Here is a 17,900-nt window from a genome sequence, read left to right on the forward strand (position 1 = left end):
TGACCATAGCGTTGCAGGCAAGGGGCATTGAGCACGCCATGAAACTCGTCATTGCCGCGATGGTCATCCTCGCGGTCCACGCTATCGCGCTGGCGGTCACGCCGGCGGGCGGCATGGCGGTCTCCTACGGCTTTTTCTTCGCCGCCGCGGTCGCGGCCATGTCCAGCACGGTGCTGGCGTGGTACCGCTCGGGCACGCCGCGCGACAACCGGTGGTGGCTGCTGCTGGGCAGCCTCATGCTGTGGACGGTGGGCATGTCCCTGTCGGCCCGGCAGAACTACGTGCTGGATAACTCCAACCCGGCACCCGGCGACAGCATGTTCTTCTACATCCTGTACGTGCTGCCGGTGCTCGTCGCCGTCTCCTCGGCCCCGGTGGCCGCGCGCAAGCGCTGGGCGCTCGCCATCGATCTGGTGCTGGCCGCGTTGCTCGGCGTGTTGTTTTACGTGCGCACCTTTTCCATTGTGTCCGTCGAAGGCGCGATCGGGCCGCAGCAGGCGGTCGATGTCGCGCATATGCTCGATTTCGAGAATGTGTGCCTGGCGGTCGCGGCGCTGCTGCGTTTCCTCGCCACCGATCGTGCCGACGATCACTACTTCTTTCGTGCGGTGATGGCGTTCTTCGTCTGCTATGCCGCCTCCGGCTACTTCTACAACCACTACGTGGCGCTCGGCGGCCATCCCGATTTCGGCGATTCGCCGTGGGATGCGCTGCTGGACGTACCCTTCCTCGCACTGTGCGTGGCGACCCTTTCGCGCAAGCCACAGCGCCACTGGCACCCGCCGGTCTACCTCATCCGCTTCGTACAGAGTGCCAGCCCCACGTTCCTCGCCATGAGCGTGCTCGGCTTCGGCCTCATGGTGATTCCCGGTTATCCATCGCTGGGCATTACCGGCGCGATCGCCGCCGTGATCGGCATTGGCCTGCGCGGCACGCTGGCCCAGGTGGACCTGGTGGAGGAAGAGTTTCGCCTGTCGCGCAGCCGCGATGAACTGGAGGGCCTGGTCTTCGTCGATAGCCTGACCGGGCTGGCCAACCGACGCGCACTGGATGAACGCCTGCTGCGTGAATGGCACCGCCCCGGCCAGCGAGAACCCATCGCGCTGCTGATGATCGACGTGGACTTCTTCAAGGAATACAACGATCGCTACGGCCACCTGGCTGGCGATGACTGTTTGCGTGCACTGGCTTCCACCATGGCCTCGCGCGGCCTGCGCGTCGGCGATTTCCTGGCCCGTTTTGGCGGCGAGGAATTCGCCGTGGTGGCTCCGGGAACACGGCTGGTGGAAGCCATGGCCCTGGCGGAAGACCTCCGTGCGCAGGTGCAAGCCCAGGGCATCGCCCACCCACGCAGCCCGTTCGGCGTGCTCACCATCACCATCGGCGTCGCGGCGGTTCAGCCCAGTGCCGCCAGCGGTCCGCTAGAGTTGCTCAACTCCGCCGATCGCGCCTTGTACCGGGCCAAGCACAACGGCCGCAACCGCATCGGTGCCCCGAGCGATGCCCGCCTGGAAAATTCCCTTCGCACCGGTTAACCCCGTTTGCCCGGTTGCTCCGTTTCATCTGCATGACCCCAAGGAGGCCATGCACGATGAACACGCTACGCGTCACCCTTTCCCTGCTTTTCACCGGCCTGGTGGTCGCCGCCGGTGCCGCTGGTGCCGAGCCGCCGCAGGTGCGCCACCGCATGCCTGCCCCATCCCTGCCCGAGGCGGATACGAACTGCACGACGATGCCTGATGCAATTTCCGGCTTCGCCGCGCCCTCACCGCCTAACATCCGGCCCCAGGTGCGCCGTGACGCACGCGCTGCGGCGCCCGGCGTGGCGCAGGAAGCTATCGCGATAGCAGCACCTGCACCGCCGGCCCCGCCCGCACCGAGCGCGCCCGTGATGTACCAGCCCACGGCGAAAGTCATGGCGGCCGCGCCGGCAGCGGGTTACATCATCGGCGGCGTCACCATGCAAAATGTCGACACCAGCCGCTATGCGCACCGCGACACCAACCCGGTGCACCAGACCGCGGCCGACCCGGTTTCCACGTTCAGCATCGACGTGGATACGGGCTCGTACACCAACGTGCGCCATATGCTGAACCAGGGCCAGTTGCCGCCGGCCGATGCGGTGCGCAGCGAGGAGTTCATCAACTACTTCAACTACGGCTACGCCGCGCCGAAGGATCGCTCACGCCCCTTCAGTGTCACTACCGAATTCTCGCCCTCGCCGTGGAACCCGGACCGCCAGTTGCTGCTGGTCGGTATCCAGGGCTACACCGTGCCAGCTAGCGACATTCCCGCCGCTAACCTCGTGTTCCTCGTCGACGTGTCCGGCTCAATGAACGAGCCCGACAAGTTGCCGTTGCTGAAAGCCTCGCTGAAGCAGATCGTGCCGAAACTGCGTGCACAGGATCGCATCTCACTGGTGACGTACGCTGGCAGCACCTGCGTCGCCTTGCCCGCCACGGCCGGTGACCAGCACGCGAAGATCAACGCGGCGATCGATGCGCTCGGCGCAGGCGGCTCGACCAACGGCGCCGCAGGCATCGACCTGGCCTACGCGCAGGCGGCAAAGGGTTTTATCAAGGGCGGCGTGAACCGCGTGATCCTTGCCACCGATGGGGACTTCAATGTCGGCACCGTTGGCGTGGAACAGCTGAAAGACCGCATCGCCGACAAACGCCGCAGTGGCATCGCACTTACCACGCTCGGCTTTGGCGAGGGCAACTACAACGATGACATGGCGGTCACGCTGGCCGATGCCGGCAACGGTAGCCACCACTACATCGATAGCCTGGAGGAAGGTCGCCGCGTGCTGGTCGATGAAATGTCGGCCACGCTGATGACGATTGCCAAGGACGTGAAAATCCAGATGGAGTTCAATCCAGGCGTCGTCGGCGAGTACCGCCTGATCGGCTACGAGAAGCGGATGCTGGCCCGTGAGGATTTCAACAACGATGCGGTGGATGCCGGGGAGATCGGCGCGGGCGCGAACGTCACGGCGCTCTACGAGATCACGCTGAAAGGTGCCAAGGGGGCTAGCGTGGATCCCCTTCGCTATGGCGCCGAAGCCCCGGCTACCAAGGGCAACGAGCTGGGCTTCCTGCGCCTGCGGTACAAGTCACCCGAAGGCGGCGCCAGCCAGTTGATCGAGCAGCCGCTTTCCGCCTCTGTAACCTCACCGAGCGAACGCATGCGCTTCGCCGCTGCCGTTGCCGCCTTCGCCGATAACCTGCGCGGTGGCAAATACACCGAGGGCTTTGGCTACGACAAGGTGGCGGAACTGGCGCGCACCGCGCAGGGCAAGGATGACGGGGGCTACCGTGCCGGCATGGCCCGGTTGGCCGAGCTGGCCGGCGGGATGCAGACCCCGGTGGCCGGTACCCGCTGACCCAGGGCTGCTATGCCACGCCCGAATGCCGTAACCTCGTCGGCCATGGATGCTCCCCTGGCCGACGATGCCTCGCTGATGCTCGCCTGGACGGGCGGGGATGCGGCCGCGTTCAAGGTGCTGTATGCGCGGCACAAGGGCCCGCTGTACCGGTTTCTGCTGAAAACGGCGAAGGATCGCACCCAGGCCGATGAACTGTTCCAGGAAACGTGGGCGCGCGTCATCGCGGCGCGCGACCGCTACCGCCCCGAGGCGAAGTTCAGCACGTGGTTGCTGCAGATTGCGCACAACCTTGCCATCGATGGGTTCCGCCGGCAGAAACCACTGGCGACCTCGGATGAAGCCGACGCCATCTTCGCGAACCAGGCCGCACCGGAGCGCGAACAGCCCGAACAGGCGCTCTCCGAATTCGAACTGCGCCGGCGCATGCAGCAGGCCATCGAGAGCCTGTCCGAAGACCAGCGCGAGACCTTTGTGTTACGCATGGAGTACGAACTCTCCCTGGAGGACATCGCCGCCATCACCGGCGTAGGCCGCGAGACCGCGAAATCGCGGCTGCGCTACGCCATGGCACGCATCAAGCAGTGGTTTGCCTGACGATATGAACCCGAACACGCCACCCCCGAGCGACGACGAACTGCCCGACGAGCACGAACTCGCCGCGCTGTACGCGCGCCTGCCCAAGGCCGAGCCGGATGCGGCACTGGATACCGCCGTACTCGCCGCCGCCGAGCGCGCCGTTCCCTCGCGCAGCACGCCTGCACGCCGCCGCTCACGCTGGCCGGTGGCACTGGGCTCGGCCGCGGTGCTTGTCCTCGCCGTGGGCGTAGGCTGGCAGCTGCGCAACGCCCCCATCCGCGATCCGCTCAGCGAACGCGCGGAAAAACTCGCCGCTCCGGCTCCTGTTCCCGCAGCCGCCCCTCCGGCTGCCGCCGAATCCGAACCCGTCGCCACCCCCGCCGCCCCGCCCAAGCTCGCCGCACCCGCTGTAGGAGCGCGCCTTGCGCGCGATCAGGCGCGCACTACGGCGGCAGCGAACAAGGCCACCCCCCAACGCCCCGCCATCGTCGCCCAGGCCAAGGTCTTCAGCGCCCCCATGGCGCCACCCGAAGCCCTGCCTGCCCCGGCGCCGGCCGCACCACCCGCCCCCCCGTCCCCACCTGCCCCGCCGGCCGCGATCGAACCGGCTCCCGCGTCGGCAGACGCGCTCCGCGACGCTCAACCTGCACCCGCGCCGGCTGAAGAAGCGATGTACGGCTTCAACGGACACACGGCAACGGAGCGACGCGCCGATACGCCGGTGATGTCAGCCGCACCCGCCCCGATGACGCAGGGCGCGATCGCCGCCAAACCGGTGGTCGCCGGCCTCGCCCCCGACGATCGCGTCGGTGAAATCCGCCGCCTGCTCGACCAGGGCAACCGCGCCGAAGCGCTGCGCAAGCTCGCCGAACTGCGCCGCCTGTATCCTGCGTATGACCTACCGCAAGACCTCCGCGATCTGAAGCCTTGAACACCCCGCTGCACACGCTAGCCGCACCGTTCCAGCACGAGGAAGAGATCAAGAAGAGCCGCTTCCTGGCCCAGGCTGCGCCCGTCGCGTCACCCGCCGAAGCACTCGCATTCTTCCAGGCCGTGGGCGATCCCGCCGCCACCCACAACTGCTGGGCTTATCGCATCGGCGATGCCTACCGCTTCAACGACGATGGCGAACCCGGTGGCACCGCCGGACGGCCGATCCTCGCTGCGATCGATGGGCAAGCTTGTGATCGCGTTGCCGTGGTCGTAACCCGTTGGTATGGCGGCATCAAGCTGGGCGCTGGCGGCCTGGTGCGCGCCTACGGTGGAAGCGCGGCGGGATGCCTGCGGCTTGCGCCACGCGTGCCGATCGTCGAAATCGGCCGCATTGCGTTGCGCGTTGAGTTTGCAGAACTGGCCCTGGTGCGAGCCCGCATCCGCGAACTGGATGGCGACATCGAGGAAGAAACGTTCGTGGAAAACGGCGCCGACATGGTGGTTTCCGCCCCGCAGGATCGGCTCGACGCGATCATCGGGCGCATCGTAGACGCGACCCGTGGGCGTTCCATCCCCAGGCGCATTGACAGCTGAGCCCAGCTAAGCGCTGGCACATCACGCGTAAGCCCTTACGGATGCGCGCACTAAGCCATTGCTAAGAAAGCAAATAATTACAACCTCCCCCTTGACGCCACCCCAAACCGAAATGAGAATGAGAATATTCTCAACGAGCCATCAGGCTCACCAGCGGGATCGGGGACGTTTCAGTGAAGAAAGTGATCTTCGCGGCCATGGCGGTCGCGGGCGCCCTTGCGGCTGCCCCTACCAAAGCCGATGAGCCCATTTTTGGCTACATCTACACCACCGACCTGCTGCCCAAGGGCAAGACCGAGGTAGAGCAATGGGCCACGCTGCGCGACGCCCGCTCGCAAGGCATCTTCCATTTGCTGCAGACACGTACCGAGGTGTCGTATGGCGCCGCGGATAATTTCCAGCTATCCGGTTACATCAACCTTGCGCACACCCGCGTAAACGGCAACGTCCCGGACGGCAGCACCGCTCCACCGGAAGTATTCGCCGACTACAACGTTCCCTCTGAAGGCAGCTGGAGCCGCAACCGCTTCGAGAGTGCGTCGGTCGAGGCCATCTATCGCTTCGCGAGCCCCTACACCTCGCCGCTGGGCGCCGCCGTTTACCTTGAGCCCTCGGTGGGCCCGCGCACACGCGAACTTGAGACCCGGCTGATCCTGCAGAAGAACTTCCTCGACGATCGCCTCGTGTTCGCGTTCAACACCACGATCGGGCAGGAAAAGCGTTACCTGCATGGCGATCCCGACGCCGACCCCGACACGATCGATTATCGCGATCACTGGGATAAGGAAACGGATGTCAACTTCGGTTTTGCCGGGAGCTACCGCTTCGCATCCAACTGGTCCGTGGCCGCGGAATTGCAGAACGAACGCGAGTGGGCGGGCTTCAACCCGTTCAAGGCGGAGAACCGGACGAACGTGGCCTGGTATGCCGGCCCTACCCTGCACTATGCCGGCCAGCACTTCTTTGCCACCTTTACCACGCTGTTCCAGCTGCACGGCGCAAAGGATTATGCAAACCCATCCGACGAGAGCTTCGTAGTCCATGGCATCTCCAACGCCGATGACTTCGAGAAATACCGTTACCGCCTGAAGCTGGGCTACTACTTCTGATCGTGGAGTTCGCATGAGCCGCCGTTCGACAGCCCTTGCCGCATTCACCGCGCTCGCCGCCCTGACCGGCGGCGTGCACGCGACCGAATACCTTACGCCCGCCCAGGCCCAGGCGCAGATGTTCCCCAGCCAGGCCTTGACCCAGGATTTTCGCCAGCTCACGCCCGAGCAGATCGCCGCGATTCGCAAGGCTTCCGGTGAGTCGCCCCTTTCGGCCGAGCTGAAGGCCTGGCGCGCTCAGGATGGCGGCTGGTTCATCATTGATGAGGTGGTAGGCAAGCACGAATTCATCACCTATGCCGTGTCACTCGATGCGAGCGGCGCGGTACGTGATGTGGAGATCCTCGATTACCGGGAGGCCTACGGCCAGCAAGTCAGCGATGCCCGCTGGCGCAACCAGTTCGTTGGGAAGCGCGCTGGCGAGTCCCTCAAGCTGGGGACGGATATCCAGAATATTTCCGGGGCCACACTATCCTCGAAGCACGTCACCGATGGCGTGCGCCGGCTGCTAGCGACATATGCCACTGTCCTCGCCGCAAGGTAACGCAACCCGTAAGCGCTGCCAGCCGTGGCTGGGCACGTTTGTCGAAATTACCGCCGCCCATGCGGATGACGATCTGCTGCGGCGTGCTTTCGGCGCCGTGGCCACCGTCCATGAACGAATGTCGTTCCACGCGCAGCACAGCGACCTCGCCGCGCTCCGCCATGCCACGCCGGGGAAACGCGTTCGCATCCATCCCGATACGGTTAGCGTGTTGCGATTCGCCATCGACCTTTACAGGCGATCGCATGGCATCTTCGATGTCGCCGTGGCCGCGAAGCTGGTCGCCAGCGGCTTCCTGCCCCGCCCACCGGGTGTCGACCTCCGGCGCATGACAGGGACCAGCGCGGATATCGAAATCGTCAGTGACCGGGACGTGATCCTGCACCGGCCGATGCTTATCGACCTGGGCGGGATAGCCAAGGGGTTCGCGGTCGATAACGCGACGCGCCTGCTCATCGATGCCGGCATGACCCATGCCGTCGTCAATGCAGGCGGCGACCTTAGGGTGGTGGGTGAAACACGTATCCACCTGCGCGACGGGGATGGTGCGATCCGGCGAAGCCTGGTGCTTAGTGACGCCGCGCTGGCCACCTCGGCTAACCGGCACACCCGCCGGCAACGTGACGGAACCACCTGGGTCCCCCATCTCGATGCACAGCGCATGCCGCGGCCGATCGACCACGCGATCAGTGTTATCGCTGACGAGTGCATGACAGCGGATGCGCTGACCAAAGTGGCCCTCGTGGCACCCCCGGAAGCCGAGCGCCTCGCATCAACTTACGCCGCGCGCATCGTTCCTCTTGAACCATCAACCGGAGCCGATCACTAATGTACCCGGTACACAAGGCGCGCCTTGCGAGATGGCAGGTCATCGTCCTCTGCACCAGCGGGCTGCTGCTCTGGGCGTCGGGTGCCGCCTGGCTCGCTCTGCATTACTTCGCCCAGGTCGAGGGCCCATTCGGGCCGCAGAGCAATCCGCTTGAACCGTGGATGCTGCGCTGCCATGGCGCGGCCATGCTTGTCATGCTGGTAGGCGCCGGTAGTCTGCTCGTGGTTCACGTATGGCACGGATGGAAGCACCGGCGCCAACGCTGGATCGGCCTCGCCCTGCTCGGTGTGCTCACGCTGCTTACGATCACCGGCTACCTGCTCTACTACCCGCCGGGCGATGATGCGCATGCCACGGTAAGCGCCATTCACTGGGTCATCGGACTGGGCGCGCTTCCGCTTTTTCTCTGGCATTACCTGAAGGGGCGGCGCGCTCGCCGGCGCAGGGGTCACGCGGCCTGACGCTCCCGTGTCACGACGGCATCATGTCGTGTCGCGCAGGCGATCGAGCCGCAACCGTTCACGCGCGTCCGTTAGCTGCCGCAGCACAAGCCTCACTGATACGACGGCACCCAGCCCGCTCCCACCGGCAAGCAACAACATCAGCACGATCTGATAGGTCGCCGCCTGCAAGGGATCCATGCCTGCCAGCACTTGACCCGTCATGATGCCAGGCATGGTGATGATGCCTGCGGCACTCATCTGGTTCACCAGTGGCACCATGGCTCGCCGGATCGCACGGCGCTGCAGGCTGCCGCTGGCGTCGCTGAACGTATGGCCCAGCATGAGGCGCGCCTCGATCGCCGGCGCCTCGCGCGTGACACCCTCAAGCACGTCGGCCATCCCCAGGCTCACTGCGTTCAGCACGTTGCCCAGCAGGATGCCGGCCACGGGCACCACGAATCGTGGAGACCAGCCATCGTCGCCGGGCAGCAGCGAGATGAGCGCAAACACGCAGGTCAGCAGTGCCGGTGCCGCGACGCCCACCAGGCTTGTGAGGTAGTGGCCGCGGCGCAGGCGCTGTTGTGGTCGCGCGCCAGCCTCGCGGGCTGCCGCCAGGGTCATGAGCAACACGAGGGCCAACGTCAGCCAGATCGCATCGATGGCGAAAACGGTGCGCAGGATGAAACCCAGCGCAATGAGCTGCAGCACCATGCGAACGGCCGCGATCGCCAGCGAGCGGTGAAAACCCAGGCGTAGCGCGATAGAAAGCGCAGCATCGAGGACGAGGATGATGCTGGCGATAGCCACGTCGACCGCACTGAACGATACGGTCGTCATGCCGGCTGGAGGCCTCCGCCCTTGAGCTGGTACACGCGGCCGGCCATGCGCCAGGCCTGGCCGATATCGTGCGTGACGAACAGGATGCCGGTACCGCCTTCACGCACGGCCGCCAGGCGTGCCTCCACCGCCAGGGCAGCTTCCGGGTCGAGGCCGCTGGTGGGTTCATCGAGGAGGAGAATCTCGGGCTGCTCGACGAGGGCGCGGATAAGCGCCAGGCGCTGCTTCTCACCCGTCGACAGGCGGCCTACCGGGCGATCCATGATGTCACCGGGCAGCCGGAGCTCACGGCAAAGCACCGCCGCTTGCGCCCGTGTGCCATCCGTGAAGTGCTCGCCCGCCGTGGGTGCCCACCAGCCGGATACCGCGGGCACGAACATCACCCGCCGACGCCAGTTCGACGGCCCGACGCTGTCGCGATCCACACCACCCAGTGCGACGCGCCCCTCGCCCGGATCCAGGTCGGCGAGGAGACGCAACAGGAGCGTTTTGCCCGCTCCTGATGCGCCCATGACGGCGGCGCATTCACCCGGACAAAGGTCAAACGAAACCGGGCCAATGCGATGGCCCCGCAATGCGTTCACGCTGAGTCCCTGTTCGCTCATGCGTCCGAGGATAGCGAAGCCAGCGAGAGGACGCCCGGCTCGCGCTTCGCGAACCGATCAAAGGCAAGGTAAACCACCGGCGTCGTGTACAGCGTGAGCAGCTGCGACACGATAAGGCCGCCGCAGATCGCTATCCCCAGCGGCACACGCAGTTCCGCACCGGCGCCATGGCCCATCGCCAGCGGCACCGCCCCAAGCAACGCCGCCATGGTCGTCATCAGGATGGGGCGGAAGCGCAGCGCGCATGCCTCGCGGATCGCTTCCAGCGGCGTAGCACCATGGCGCTCCCGTTCAATGGCGAAGTCCACCATCATGATCGCGTTCTTCTTCACGATACCGATCAGGAGAAGAATGCCGACAAGGCCCATCACCGAGAGGTCCTGGCCGAAGAGCTCCAGTGCAAGCAATGCGCCAAGCCCCGCCGATGGCAGCGTCGAAATGATTGTCAGGGGATGGATGGCGCTCTCATAGAGCACGCCAAGCACGATGTAGATCACCACCACCGCGGCAAGGATGAGCCAGGGTTGGCTTGCCAGCGAATCCTGGAACGCCTGGGCGGTGCCTGCGAACGCACCTGTCACCGATAATGGCATGCCGATGCGCTGGGTTGCCGCGTGAATCGCCGTCACCGCGTCGCTGAGCGACGCTCCCTGGGCCAGGTTGAACGAAAGCGTGATCGAGGGGAACAGTCCCTGGTGGTTCACCGTGATCGGTGCCACGCCATCCACGACGCTCGCCACGACGTTGAGCGGAACCAAACCCCCTCCCGTGGAACGCACATAGAGATGCGAAAGTGAGGCGGTATCCAGCTGAAAGCCGGGCGACACCTCCAGAACCACGTGGTATTGATTGTTCTGGGTAAACAACGTTGCCACCTGGCGCTGGCCGAAGGCGTCGTAGAGCACATCATCGATGGCCTGCACGCTCACGCCCAACCGTGAGGCCGTATCGCGATGGATGTCTACGGTCGCGGTCTTCGAGGCCGGCTGCTGGTCCGAATCCAGGTCGCGCAGCAGTGGCATGTGCCTGAACTCGGCCATGAGGTCCGTGGCCGCTTTGTTCAGCGCGGCAACATCGGTGGATTGCAGGGTGTACTGGTACTGCGCCGCGCTGGACCGGCCGCCAATCTGGATATCCTGGCGCACCTGCATCTTCAGCTTTATACCCTGCACCCCGGCTGTCGCCGCCTTGATCTGATCAAGCACCTCGCTGGCTGACGCATGCCGGGCCGCCAGCGGCTTCAGGTTGATCATCATGCGCCCCTGGCTCAGGGTGGGGTTGGGGCCGATCCAGAAGTACACGTTATCGACGTTGGGATTGCGCATGACAATCGCACCCAGCTCCTGGATACGAGTGGACATGGCGCCATACGAAATGCTCGATGAGGCCTGCGCCGAACCGACGATCAACCCGGCATCCACCTGGGGAAAGAATCCCTTCGGAATCTGCACGAACAAGACACCGGTCAACGCAACGGTTCCTGCCAGTGACAGGAGGACAGCCCGTCGATGGCCAAGGGTCCAATCCAGCGAACGCACGTAGAACGCATTCATGCCATGGAGCAAGCGCTCCAGCGCCAGGTAAACCCGCCCATGCTCGTGTTCGTGGTCAGGTCGAACCAGCCACGCGCAAAGCATGGGCGTCACCGTGAGGGACATCACGCCTGAAATCAGCACCGTCGCGCTGATCGTCACGGCGAACTCCCGGAACAACCGGCCCACGATGCCACTCATAAACAGGATGGGGATAAAGACGGCGATGAGCGATAGCGTCATGGAGACGATGGTGAAGGCGACCTCGCGCGTTCCTTCCACCGCCGCGTGCAACGGCCCCTTCCCGGCCTCCATATGTCGCACTACGTTCTCGATCACCACGATGGCATCATCGACCACGAAGCCCACGGCGATCGTCAGGCCCATGAGCGACAGGTTGTCCAGGCTGTAGCCGAGCACATACATCACCGCGAAGGCGGTGACGAGTGAGAGCGGGATCGTCACCGCGGGGATGACCGTCGCCCATACGTTGCGCAGGAATGCCGCGATCACCGCGATGACCAACACGATCGTCGCAAGCAGCGTGTACTGCACATCAGCCACCGACGCACTGATGGTCTGGGTGCGATCGCCCACGACGCGAACATGCACTGAAGGTGGCAATGCGGCCGCCAACTGCGGTAAGCGCGCATTGATCGCGGCGATCGTATCCACCACGTTGTAGCCGGGCTGCTTGTGGATATCCACGATGATGGCCCGCTCGCCCTGGAGCCACGCTGCGCTGCGGACATCCTCCGCGGCCTCGACCACCGTGCCGACATCGCGCACGCGGATGGGCGCGCCGTTGCGCCACGTGACGACCATGTCCCGGTAGGCAGCGGGCTCCAGGATCTGGTCGGTCGCTTTCAGCGTGATGCTCTGGTGCAGGCCATCGAGCGATCCCTTGGGCGCATCCACCGTCTGTGCCGCGACAACGGTACGAATGTCATCCAGGCTTAAGCCGAGCGCCGACACCTTGTCCGGATCGACGCGCAGGCGGATGGCTGGCCGTTGCTCACCGTGGTAGTCCACCAGGCCCACGCCCTTCATCTGCGAGACCTGCGTGGCAAGCCGCTCCTCCATCAACTTGTCCAGCTCGGTGAGCGTCAGCGTGGGCGACGTCAGGGCGATGGACATGATGGTGAAATCGGCCGGATTCACCTTGTGGTACGTCGGCGGGTTAGGCAGGTTCTTCGGCAGCAGGCCACCGGCGGCGTTGATCGCCGTTTGCACATCCTGCGCAGCGCCATCGATATTCCGGCTCAGGTCGAACTGCACGACGATCTGCGTCTGCCCAAGCGAGCTCGATGAGGTCATCTCCGTCACGCCCGGCACATCGGATAACGACCGCTCCAGCGGCGTGGCAACCGACGAGGCCATGGTCTCTGCGCTGGCACCCGGTAGCTGCGCGCTGATCTGTATGGTAGGGAAATCCACCTGCGGCAAGGGCGCCACGGGAAGGAGGCGATAGGTCACCGCCCCTATCAACAGGCATCCGGCGGCAAGCAACACCGTACCGATCCGGCGGCGGATGAACACGGTCGCTATGTTCATGCGCTCGCCCCGACCGCGGCACGGTGACCCTCGACCACATGTACCCCAGGCTGGATATCGCCCTGGCCTTCAACGATCACCCGCTCACCCGCGGCCAGGCCGTGTGAGATCACCGTATACCCATCGGTATCCAGGCCGGCGATGACCCGGCGTTGGCGCGCCACGTGGCTCGGATCCACCACGTAAACGAAATCACCCGTCTGGTCGCGCTGCACGGCCTGCGATGGCACGGTGATCGCCTGCGCCTGGGTCGACAGCAACAGGCGCGCCGCAACGAAAGCGCCGGGCCAAAGCGCGTGGTCGTGGTTATCAAACTGGGCCTTGAGCAGCACCTGGCCGGTCGATGCGGATACCTGGCTGTCGACGAACGTAAGCGTGCCGCTGCCGAGTACCGCCGAACCGTCGCGTGCCGTTGCCTCGACGCGAAGTGGCCGGCTGCGCTGGGCCGCGACCACATTGGCCAGTAGATCCTGGGATACGGGAAACGCCACCGTGATCGGCTCGATCTGGGTGATCGTCACGATGCCTGCCGTATCCGCGGCGTGCACCTGCGCACCCTGGTCAACCAGGCGTTGGCCCACCCGCCCGGCGATGGGCGCCGTGATGCGGGTGAAGGCCACGTTCAGGCGCGCCGCGTCGACCGCCCCGTGGTCCGCGGCCACCGTCGCAAGGAGCGATTCGGCCTGCGCCTTCTGCGCGTCCAGCTGCTGGCGCGGCACGACTTGCAGCGTCGAGAGCTTCTGGTAGCGGGTCAGGTCCAGCTCCGCGTTGCGGCGCTGCGCGTCATCGCGCTTCGCCGCAGCCTCGGCCTGCACCAGCGCCGCCTGGTAGGGTCGTGGATCGATCTCGGCAAGCAGGTCGCCCGCCTTGACCATCTGTCCTTCCTGGAAAGCGACCCGGTCAAGCTGGCCGTCCACCCGCGCCTTCACCATGACCTCGTTCAACGGCGTGACTGTTCCGACACCCGCCACCCACTGCGGCATATCGCGCCTGGCGGCAGCCACCGTGGTCACCGTCGCGGGCGGTGCCACGGGCGTGGCAGCGGGCTGTCCCGAAAGCCCGAGAAGGACGAAGCCACCCATGCCAAGCAGCACGGGAATCGTCAGCCAGAGGGCGCGCTGGCGCCATGCACAACGGGATGGGGGCGATACAACATGAGGCATGTGCGATTTCCGGAGGAACTTTAAGTGCCAAGGGTGCGGGCCGACCCTTAGCAAAGCCTTGCCCGGAGGGTGAAACCTCGTTCATGCAACCGGTGGCCACGCGCAAAGCAGCGCGTAAGGCGAGCTGGAAATAATGGGCTCGCCACCGACCTGCCGGAGTTGTCCCCGTGGAAATCCTCGTTGTCGAGGACGATGTCCTCCTTGGAAAGGCCATCGTGCGCGCCCTGGAACAGCTGGGCCACGGTGTCACGTGGGAGCGCGACGGGGCTGGAGCGCTAGTGCGGCTGCGAACGCGCGGGGATGACGTGGCGCTGATCGACCTTGGCCTGCCGGACATCGACGGTGTCGAGATCATCCGCACCGCCCGGTCGGAGCAATTGACGGTACCGGTCATCATCATGACCGCGCGTGACGACATCCGCTCGAAGGTGACCGGGCTGGACGCGGGAGCTGACGATTACCTGAGCAAGCCGTTCCACCTCGACGAACTGGGCGCCCGGATCCGCTCGGTAGCCCGCCGAACGCGTGAAGCCGTTGATCACGTGATCGAAGTGGGCACGATCCGCATGAACCTCGATAGCTTCGAAGTGCTCATCGCCGGCAAGCGCGTGGATTTCACACCCAGGGAGTTCACCCTGCTGCATACCCTGGCCGCGCGCGCCGGTCGCATCGTACACCGCGATATCCTCGATAACCTGGTGTACGGGCGTGACTCCGAAGTAAGCCCCAACGCGCTGGAGGTGCTCATCCACGCGGTGCGCCGCAAGGTGGGGCCGGACAACATCCGCACCATTCGCGGCATGGGATACCTGCTGCCCTCGCCAGCCGACCGATGAAATCCATCGTCGGGCGCCTGCAGCTATCCATTTTTGTCATCATCCTTGGCGTGCTGGGGCTGATCGGTGTCGTTGCGGCGCGCCTTACCCTGCAAAAAGTGGATGAATACTGTGACGCCCGCCTGATCCACGCCGCCGTGACGATGGACCAGTTGATGGTGTTGGCGCCCCCGGGCGACCAGCTGGCGCGCCATCCCATCACGAACGTTCCGGTGCTTCCGCCCATGGGCGCCACGCGCACCTACGAGCTGGAGGTGGGTTACCGGGTGCTGAGCCTTTCGGGCCAGGATGTGCTCGCCACGGAGAACTTCAGGCACCTGACCGGCACCGCGATACCGCAGGCCGGCTTCAGTGATGTGCATCTCGATGGCCGCAAGTGGCGGCTGTACCGGTTCGATGACGTAAACAAGGACCGTATCGTTATCGTCGGCGAGCGCCATGACAGCCGGCGCGACATTCTCAGTGCCGTGTGGCTGGAGCACACATTGCCCCTGCTGCTCGGGCTTCCGCTGCTCGGCTGGCTCGCCACGTGGTCCGTGGAACGGGTGCTTGCGCCGTTATCCCGCCTGGCCAGCCACCTCGCCAGCCGCCCCGCGGGCACACGCGATCCGATCGTGATGGCCGGCCACGGCCCCGAACTTGCGCCGCTGATCCACGGAGTGAACCTTTACTTGTTGCGTGTGGACCACGCGCTGGACCGGGAGACGCGGCTGAGTGCCGATGTCGCACACGAGCTACGCACGCCCATCGCCTCGGCGGTGATCAATGTCGAGGGTGCACTGAGCCTTGCGCCGGCCAGCGAGCTTACGGCAGCGCTCCCCGATGCGATCGCCGGCCTGCAGGTGTTGCGCGAGCGCTCCGAGGAACTGCTGACCCTGGCGCGGCTGGATGAAGCGCGGTTCGCGCCGGGTGGTAAGGTCGATCTTGAGCGGCTGATCCAGGGCACCATCATCGAGGCGCGGGCGGAGGCCACCCTTCGTGGCATCACGCTCGGCGAGCGCACAACGACTGGCCACTGGTGGGTCACCGGTGATGAAGCCGCGTTGCATGCCATGCTACGAAATCTTGTCGCCAACGCCCTTCGCCACGCACCGCAGGGCGGCACCGTGACGGTATCCCTCAACGATTCAACGGGCACACCGACGCTAGCGGTCACCGATGATGGCCCCGGCATACCCGCCGAACGCAGGGAAGCGGTATTCCAGCGGTTTCAGCGGGACACAGGGTTGGGCGACGGCTTCGGCCTGGGGCTCTCGATCGTCCACCGTGTCGTCCACCTGCACGGCGCGACGGTGGCGCTTGGCGAGGGCGCGCATGGCAAGGGCCTGCGCGTCGCCGTCACGTTTCCCGCGCACGCCGCGTCCGTTAGGGATGCACCTCGTTGAGGTGCGGCGCGGGCACCAGACCTTCCCAACCATCCGCCAGCAGGATGGGCGACTCGACAAAGGATGGCGGCGCGCCCTGGCCGGCGTGCACCAATGCCCTGCCATCGGGGTGAGCGCGAACCCATGTCGGGTTGTCCACGATTCTCGGCAACGGTCGCGGCAGCCGCGCAAGGTAGGTCACCATGCCTGGCTCATCGTCCACGGCCGCGACCACGATGCCCCTGCGCTGGAACGCTTTCACCGCATCGGCGAGTTCGCCGGGATCCATGTGCGCTTTCACGTGTACCCCAACGAGAAGCACCACCGCGGCGATGGCCATCAACCCGGCAAAAGCCGCCACTCGCAGCTGGTCACCTTCCGTATGGGATGTGATGCCACGCGTGGCAAGTGCGCCAAGGCCAAGTAACGCGGACGTGACCAGCGCGGCGACGTACCAGTGCGCGTTCCCCGGCATGCCAACCGCCGCATTGGCCACCGGCCACGCCCAGGCCAGCGCGACAGCGGCAAGCAACAGCCGCACCCGCCCAAACGAAAACGGCGTGACCCCATGCTCGACCATGGCGACACCAAGAAGCGCAGCGCCCGGGAGCAGCGGTAAGAGGTAGTGGATCTGCTTTCCGCTGATGAGCGAAAACGCGATAAGCGCCGGCAACGTGGCCGCGACACCCAGACGACCTTCTCCGCCACCCAACGCGCAAGCCAGGTTCGCTCCCACGCCGCGCCACCTGACCAGGAAGCTCCACGGAAAAAGAAACGGTATGACCCACGGCAGGTACCAATACACAGGTCGTCTGTGCGCAAAGCTGTGCGCAACGCGGCCCATGGATTGGTGCGTTAGCGTATGCAGGATAGGTACATCCGGAAAGCGCGCCGCATTCGTGATGGCCCACAGCGCTAACGGAATGCAGGCCAAGACCATGCAGCCGGCGATACTGGCGGCAAGCCGCCACGGGCGTTCGATCGGCGCGCCATGCCACCAGCGCAGCAGCACCACCGGACCGAGCATATGCAACAGGTAAACGGGACCCTTCGCCAACAAACCGAAGATCGCCGCGACAACGAAAAGAAGCGCGCCCTGGACACGCCTTCCCTTTACCCACCAGACGAGCCCGAGGATGCCGAGGGCCACGAAGCACACCAGGGGCATATCGAACATCGCTATCGGCGCGAATGTTCCAAAGATGACAAAAGGCAGCAACATCCAGCCGGCACTGGCAGGATCCGCGTGCCCAAACTGCCTGGCAATGGCCGTAACGGCCGCGACCGAGGCCGCCGCGAACGCGATGGATACGGTACGCGCCGCCGTCGTCGACACACCCAGCAACGTCCATGCGACGTTGATAAGCCAGAACAGCAAAGGCGATTTATCCATGTACGGATGACCGTTCAGTGTCAGCCCGATGGCATCGCCCGAACGCCGCATTTCCCACGCGATCGAAAGGTATCGCGTCTCATCGATCGGCACCGCTGGCAACAATGCTGCCGGAATCACCCAGAGCATCGTAGCGAGCCACGGCCGATCGCGAAGCCAGTGAAAAAGGTGGCGGACAATTTTCATGCGCGCAGCCTAGC

Annotated in this window: 16 protein-coding genes; 11 read left to right on the forward strand and 5 right to left on the reverse strand. The window is 65.2% G+C overall.

The window, feature by feature from the left end; translation table 11 throughout:
* The first annotated feature begins 38 nt into the window (after positions 1–38).
* The 9 genes from ABIE56_RS10725 to ABIE56_RS10765 all read left to right on the forward strand — a co-directional run bounded on the left by ABIE56_RS10725 (position 39) and on the right by ABIE56_RS10765 (position 8,434).
* On the forward strand, positions 39–1,535 hold the full coding sequence (locus tag ABIE56_RS10725; RefSeq protein ID WP_429243800.1) for a diguanylate cyclase: 1,497 nt from the start codon (positions 39–41) through the stop codon (positions 1,533–1,535).
* 56 nt (positions 1,536–1,591) lie between these two features.
* Positions 1,592–3,385 (forward strand): vWA domain-containing protein, encoded by a 1,794-nt coding sequence (locus ABIE56_RS10730; RefSeq protein WP_429243801.1) that lies wholly within the window; start codon positions 1,592–1,594, stop codon positions 3,383–3,385.
* A gap of 45 nt (positions 3,386–3,430) precedes the next feature.
* On the forward strand, positions 3,431–3,982 hold the full coding sequence (locus tag ABIE56_RS10735) for an RNA polymerase sigma factor (protein WP_429243802.1): 552 nt from the start codon (positions 3,431–3,433) through the stop codon (positions 3,980–3,982).
* Positions 3,975–4,895 (forward strand): hypothetical protein, encoded by a 921-nt coding sequence (locus ABIE56_RS10740; protein ID WP_429243803.1) that lies wholly within the window; start codon positions 3,975–3,977, stop codon positions 4,893–4,895. The genes ABIE56_RS10735 and ABIE56_RS10740 overlap by 8 nt, the downstream gene beginning before the upstream one ends.
* Positions 4,892–5,491, forward strand: a complete 600-nt coding sequence (locus tag ABIE56_RS10745; RefSeq protein WP_429243804.1) for an IMPACT family protein — start codon at positions 4,892–4,894, stop codon at positions 5,489–5,491. Before ABIE56_RS10740 ends, ABIE56_RS10745 begins: the two co-directional genes overlap by 4 nt.
* Before the next feature lie 173 nt (positions 5,492–5,664).
* Positions 5,665–6,600 carry a DUF6662 family protein gene (locus ABIE56_RS10750; protein WP_429243805.1) on the forward strand — a complete coding sequence of 312 codons (936 nt, stop codon included), beginning with the start codon at positions 5,665–5,667 and terminating at the stop codon, positions 6,598–6,600.
* A 13-nt stretch (positions 6,601–6,613) separates the two neighbouring features.
* Complete coding sequence (locus tag ABIE56_RS10755; protein ID WP_429243806.1) at positions 6,614–7,144, forward strand: FMN-binding protein; 531 nt, start codon at positions 6,614–6,616, stop codon at positions 7,142–7,144.
* Positions 7,119–7,973: an FAD:protein FMN transferase gene (locus tag ABIE56_RS10760; RefSeq protein WP_429243807.1), complete on the forward strand. Its 855-nt coding sequence runs from the start codon at positions 7,119–7,121 to the stop codon at positions 7,971–7,973. The genes ABIE56_RS10755 and ABIE56_RS10760 overlap by 26 nt, the downstream gene beginning before the upstream one ends.
* Complete coding sequence (locus ABIE56_RS10765; RefSeq protein ID WP_429243808.1) at positions 7,973–8,434, forward strand: hypothetical protein; 462 nt, start codon at positions 7,973–7,975, stop codon at positions 8,432–8,434. The genes ABIE56_RS10760 and ABIE56_RS10765 overlap by 1 nt, the downstream gene beginning before the upstream one ends.
* Before the next feature lie 21 nt (positions 8,435–8,455).
* On the opposite strand, the gene ABIE56_RS10770 is transcribed toward ABIE56_RS10765, so the two are convergent.
* Genes ABIE56_RS10770 through ABIE56_RS10785 form a run of 4 tightly spaced genes read right to left on the reverse strand, consistent with a single transcriptional unit; the run spans position 8,456 to position 14,107 of the window.
* On the reverse strand, positions 8,456–9,253 hold the full coding sequence (locus ABIE56_RS10770; RefSeq protein ID WP_429243809.1) for an ABC transporter permease: 798 nt from the start codon (positions 9,251–9,253) through the stop codon (positions 8,456–8,458).
* On the reverse strand, positions 9,250–9,837 hold the full coding sequence (locus ABIE56_RS10775) for an ABC transporter ATP-binding protein (RefSeq protein ID WP_429243810.1): 588 nt from the start codon (positions 9,835–9,837) through the stop codon (positions 9,250–9,252). The genes ABIE56_RS10770 and ABIE56_RS10775 overlap by 4 nt, the downstream gene beginning before the upstream one ends.
* A 17-nt stretch (positions 9,838–9,854) precedes the next feature.
* Entirely contained in the window at positions 9,855–12,944 is a 3,090-nt protein-coding gene (locus ABIE56_RS10780; protein WP_429243811.1) for an efflux RND transporter permease subunit, read from the reverse strand.
* Positions 12,941–14,107 carry an efflux RND transporter periplasmic adaptor subunit gene (locus ABIE56_RS10785; protein WP_429243812.1) on the reverse strand — a complete coding sequence of 389 codons (1,167 nt, stop codon included), beginning with the start codon at positions 14,105–14,107 and terminating at the stop codon, positions 12,941–12,943. The genes ABIE56_RS10780 and ABIE56_RS10785 overlap by 4 nt, the downstream gene beginning before the upstream one ends.
* 167 nt (positions 14,108–14,274) lie before the next feature.
* Here ABIE56_RS10785 and ABIE56_RS10790 point away from each other — a divergent pair, with 167 nt between their 5' ends.
* Positions 14,275–14,943, forward strand: coding sequence for a response regulator (locus ABIE56_RS10790; RefSeq protein ID WP_429243813.1), 669 nt, complete (start codon positions 14,275–14,277; stop codon positions 14,941–14,943).
* On the forward strand, positions 14,940–16,328 hold the full coding sequence (locus ABIE56_RS10795; protein WP_429243814.1) for a sensor histidine kinase: 1,389 nt from the start codon (positions 14,940–14,942) through the stop codon (positions 16,326–16,328). The genes ABIE56_RS10790 and ABIE56_RS10795 overlap by 4 nt, the downstream gene beginning before the upstream one ends.
* Here the strand turns inward: ABIE56_RS10795 and ABIE56_RS10800 are convergent.
* Positions 16,309–17,886, reverse strand: coding sequence for an ArnT family glycosyltransferase (locus ABIE56_RS10800; protein ID WP_429243815.1), 1,578 nt, complete (start codon positions 17,884–17,886; stop codon positions 16,309–16,311). The genes ABIE56_RS10795 and ABIE56_RS10800 overlap by 20 nt on opposite strands.
* Positions 17,887–17,900: the final 14 nt, after the last annotated feature.

Source organism: Luteibacter sp. 621, from assembly GCF_050435445.1.
In the GTDB taxonomy this organism is placed as follows: domain Bacteria; phylum Pseudomonadota; class Gammaproteobacteria; order Xanthomonadales; family Rhodanobacteraceae; genus Luteibacter.

Bases quoted from the DNA above. Each gene is read 5' to 3' on its own strand.
- ABIE56_RS10765 (WP_429243808.1), top strand. From the start codon at position 7,973: ATGTACCCGGTACACAAGGCGCGCCTTGCGAGATGGCAGGTCATCGTC.
- ABIE56_RS10760 (WP_429243807.1), top strand. From the start codon at position 7,119: ATGCCACTGTCCTCGCCGCAAGGTAACGCAACCCGTAAGCGCTGCCAG.
- ABIE56_RS10780 (WP_429243811.1), bottom strand. From the start codon at position 12,944: ATGAACATAGCGACCGTGTTCATCCGCCGCCGGATCGGTACGGTGTTG.
- ABIE56_RS10770 (WP_429243809.1), bottom strand. From the start codon at position 9,253: ATGACGACCGTATCGTTCAGTGCGGTCGACGTGGCTATCGCCAGCATC.
- ABIE56_RS10795 (WP_429243814.1), top strand. From the start codon at position 14,940: ATGAAATCCATCGTCGGGCGCCTGCAGCTATCCATTTTTGTCATCATC.
- ABIE56_RS10785 (WP_429243812.1), bottom strand. From the start codon at position 14,107: ATGCCTCATGTTGTATCGCCCCCATCCCGTTGTGCATGGCGCCAGCGC.
- ABIE56_RS10735 (WP_429243802.1), top strand. From the start codon at position 3,431: ATGGATGCTCCCCTGGCCGACGATGCCTCGCTGATGCTCGCCTGGACG.
- ABIE56_RS10725 (WP_429243800.1), top strand. From the start codon at position 39: ATGAAACTCGTCATTGCCGCGATGGTCATCCTCGCGGTCCACGCTATC.
- ABIE56_RS10730 (WP_429243801.1), top strand. From the start codon at position 1,592: ATGAACACGCTACGCGTCACCCTTTCCCTGCTTTTCACCGGCCTGGTG.
- ABIE56_RS10800 (WP_429243815.1), bottom strand. From the start codon at position 17,886: ATGAAAATTGTCCGCCACCTTTTTCACTGGCTTCGCGATCGGCCGTGG.
- ABIE56_RS10755 (WP_429243806.1), top strand. From the start codon at position 6,614: ATGAGCCGCCGTTCGACAGCCCTTGCCGCATTCACCGCGCTCGCCGCC.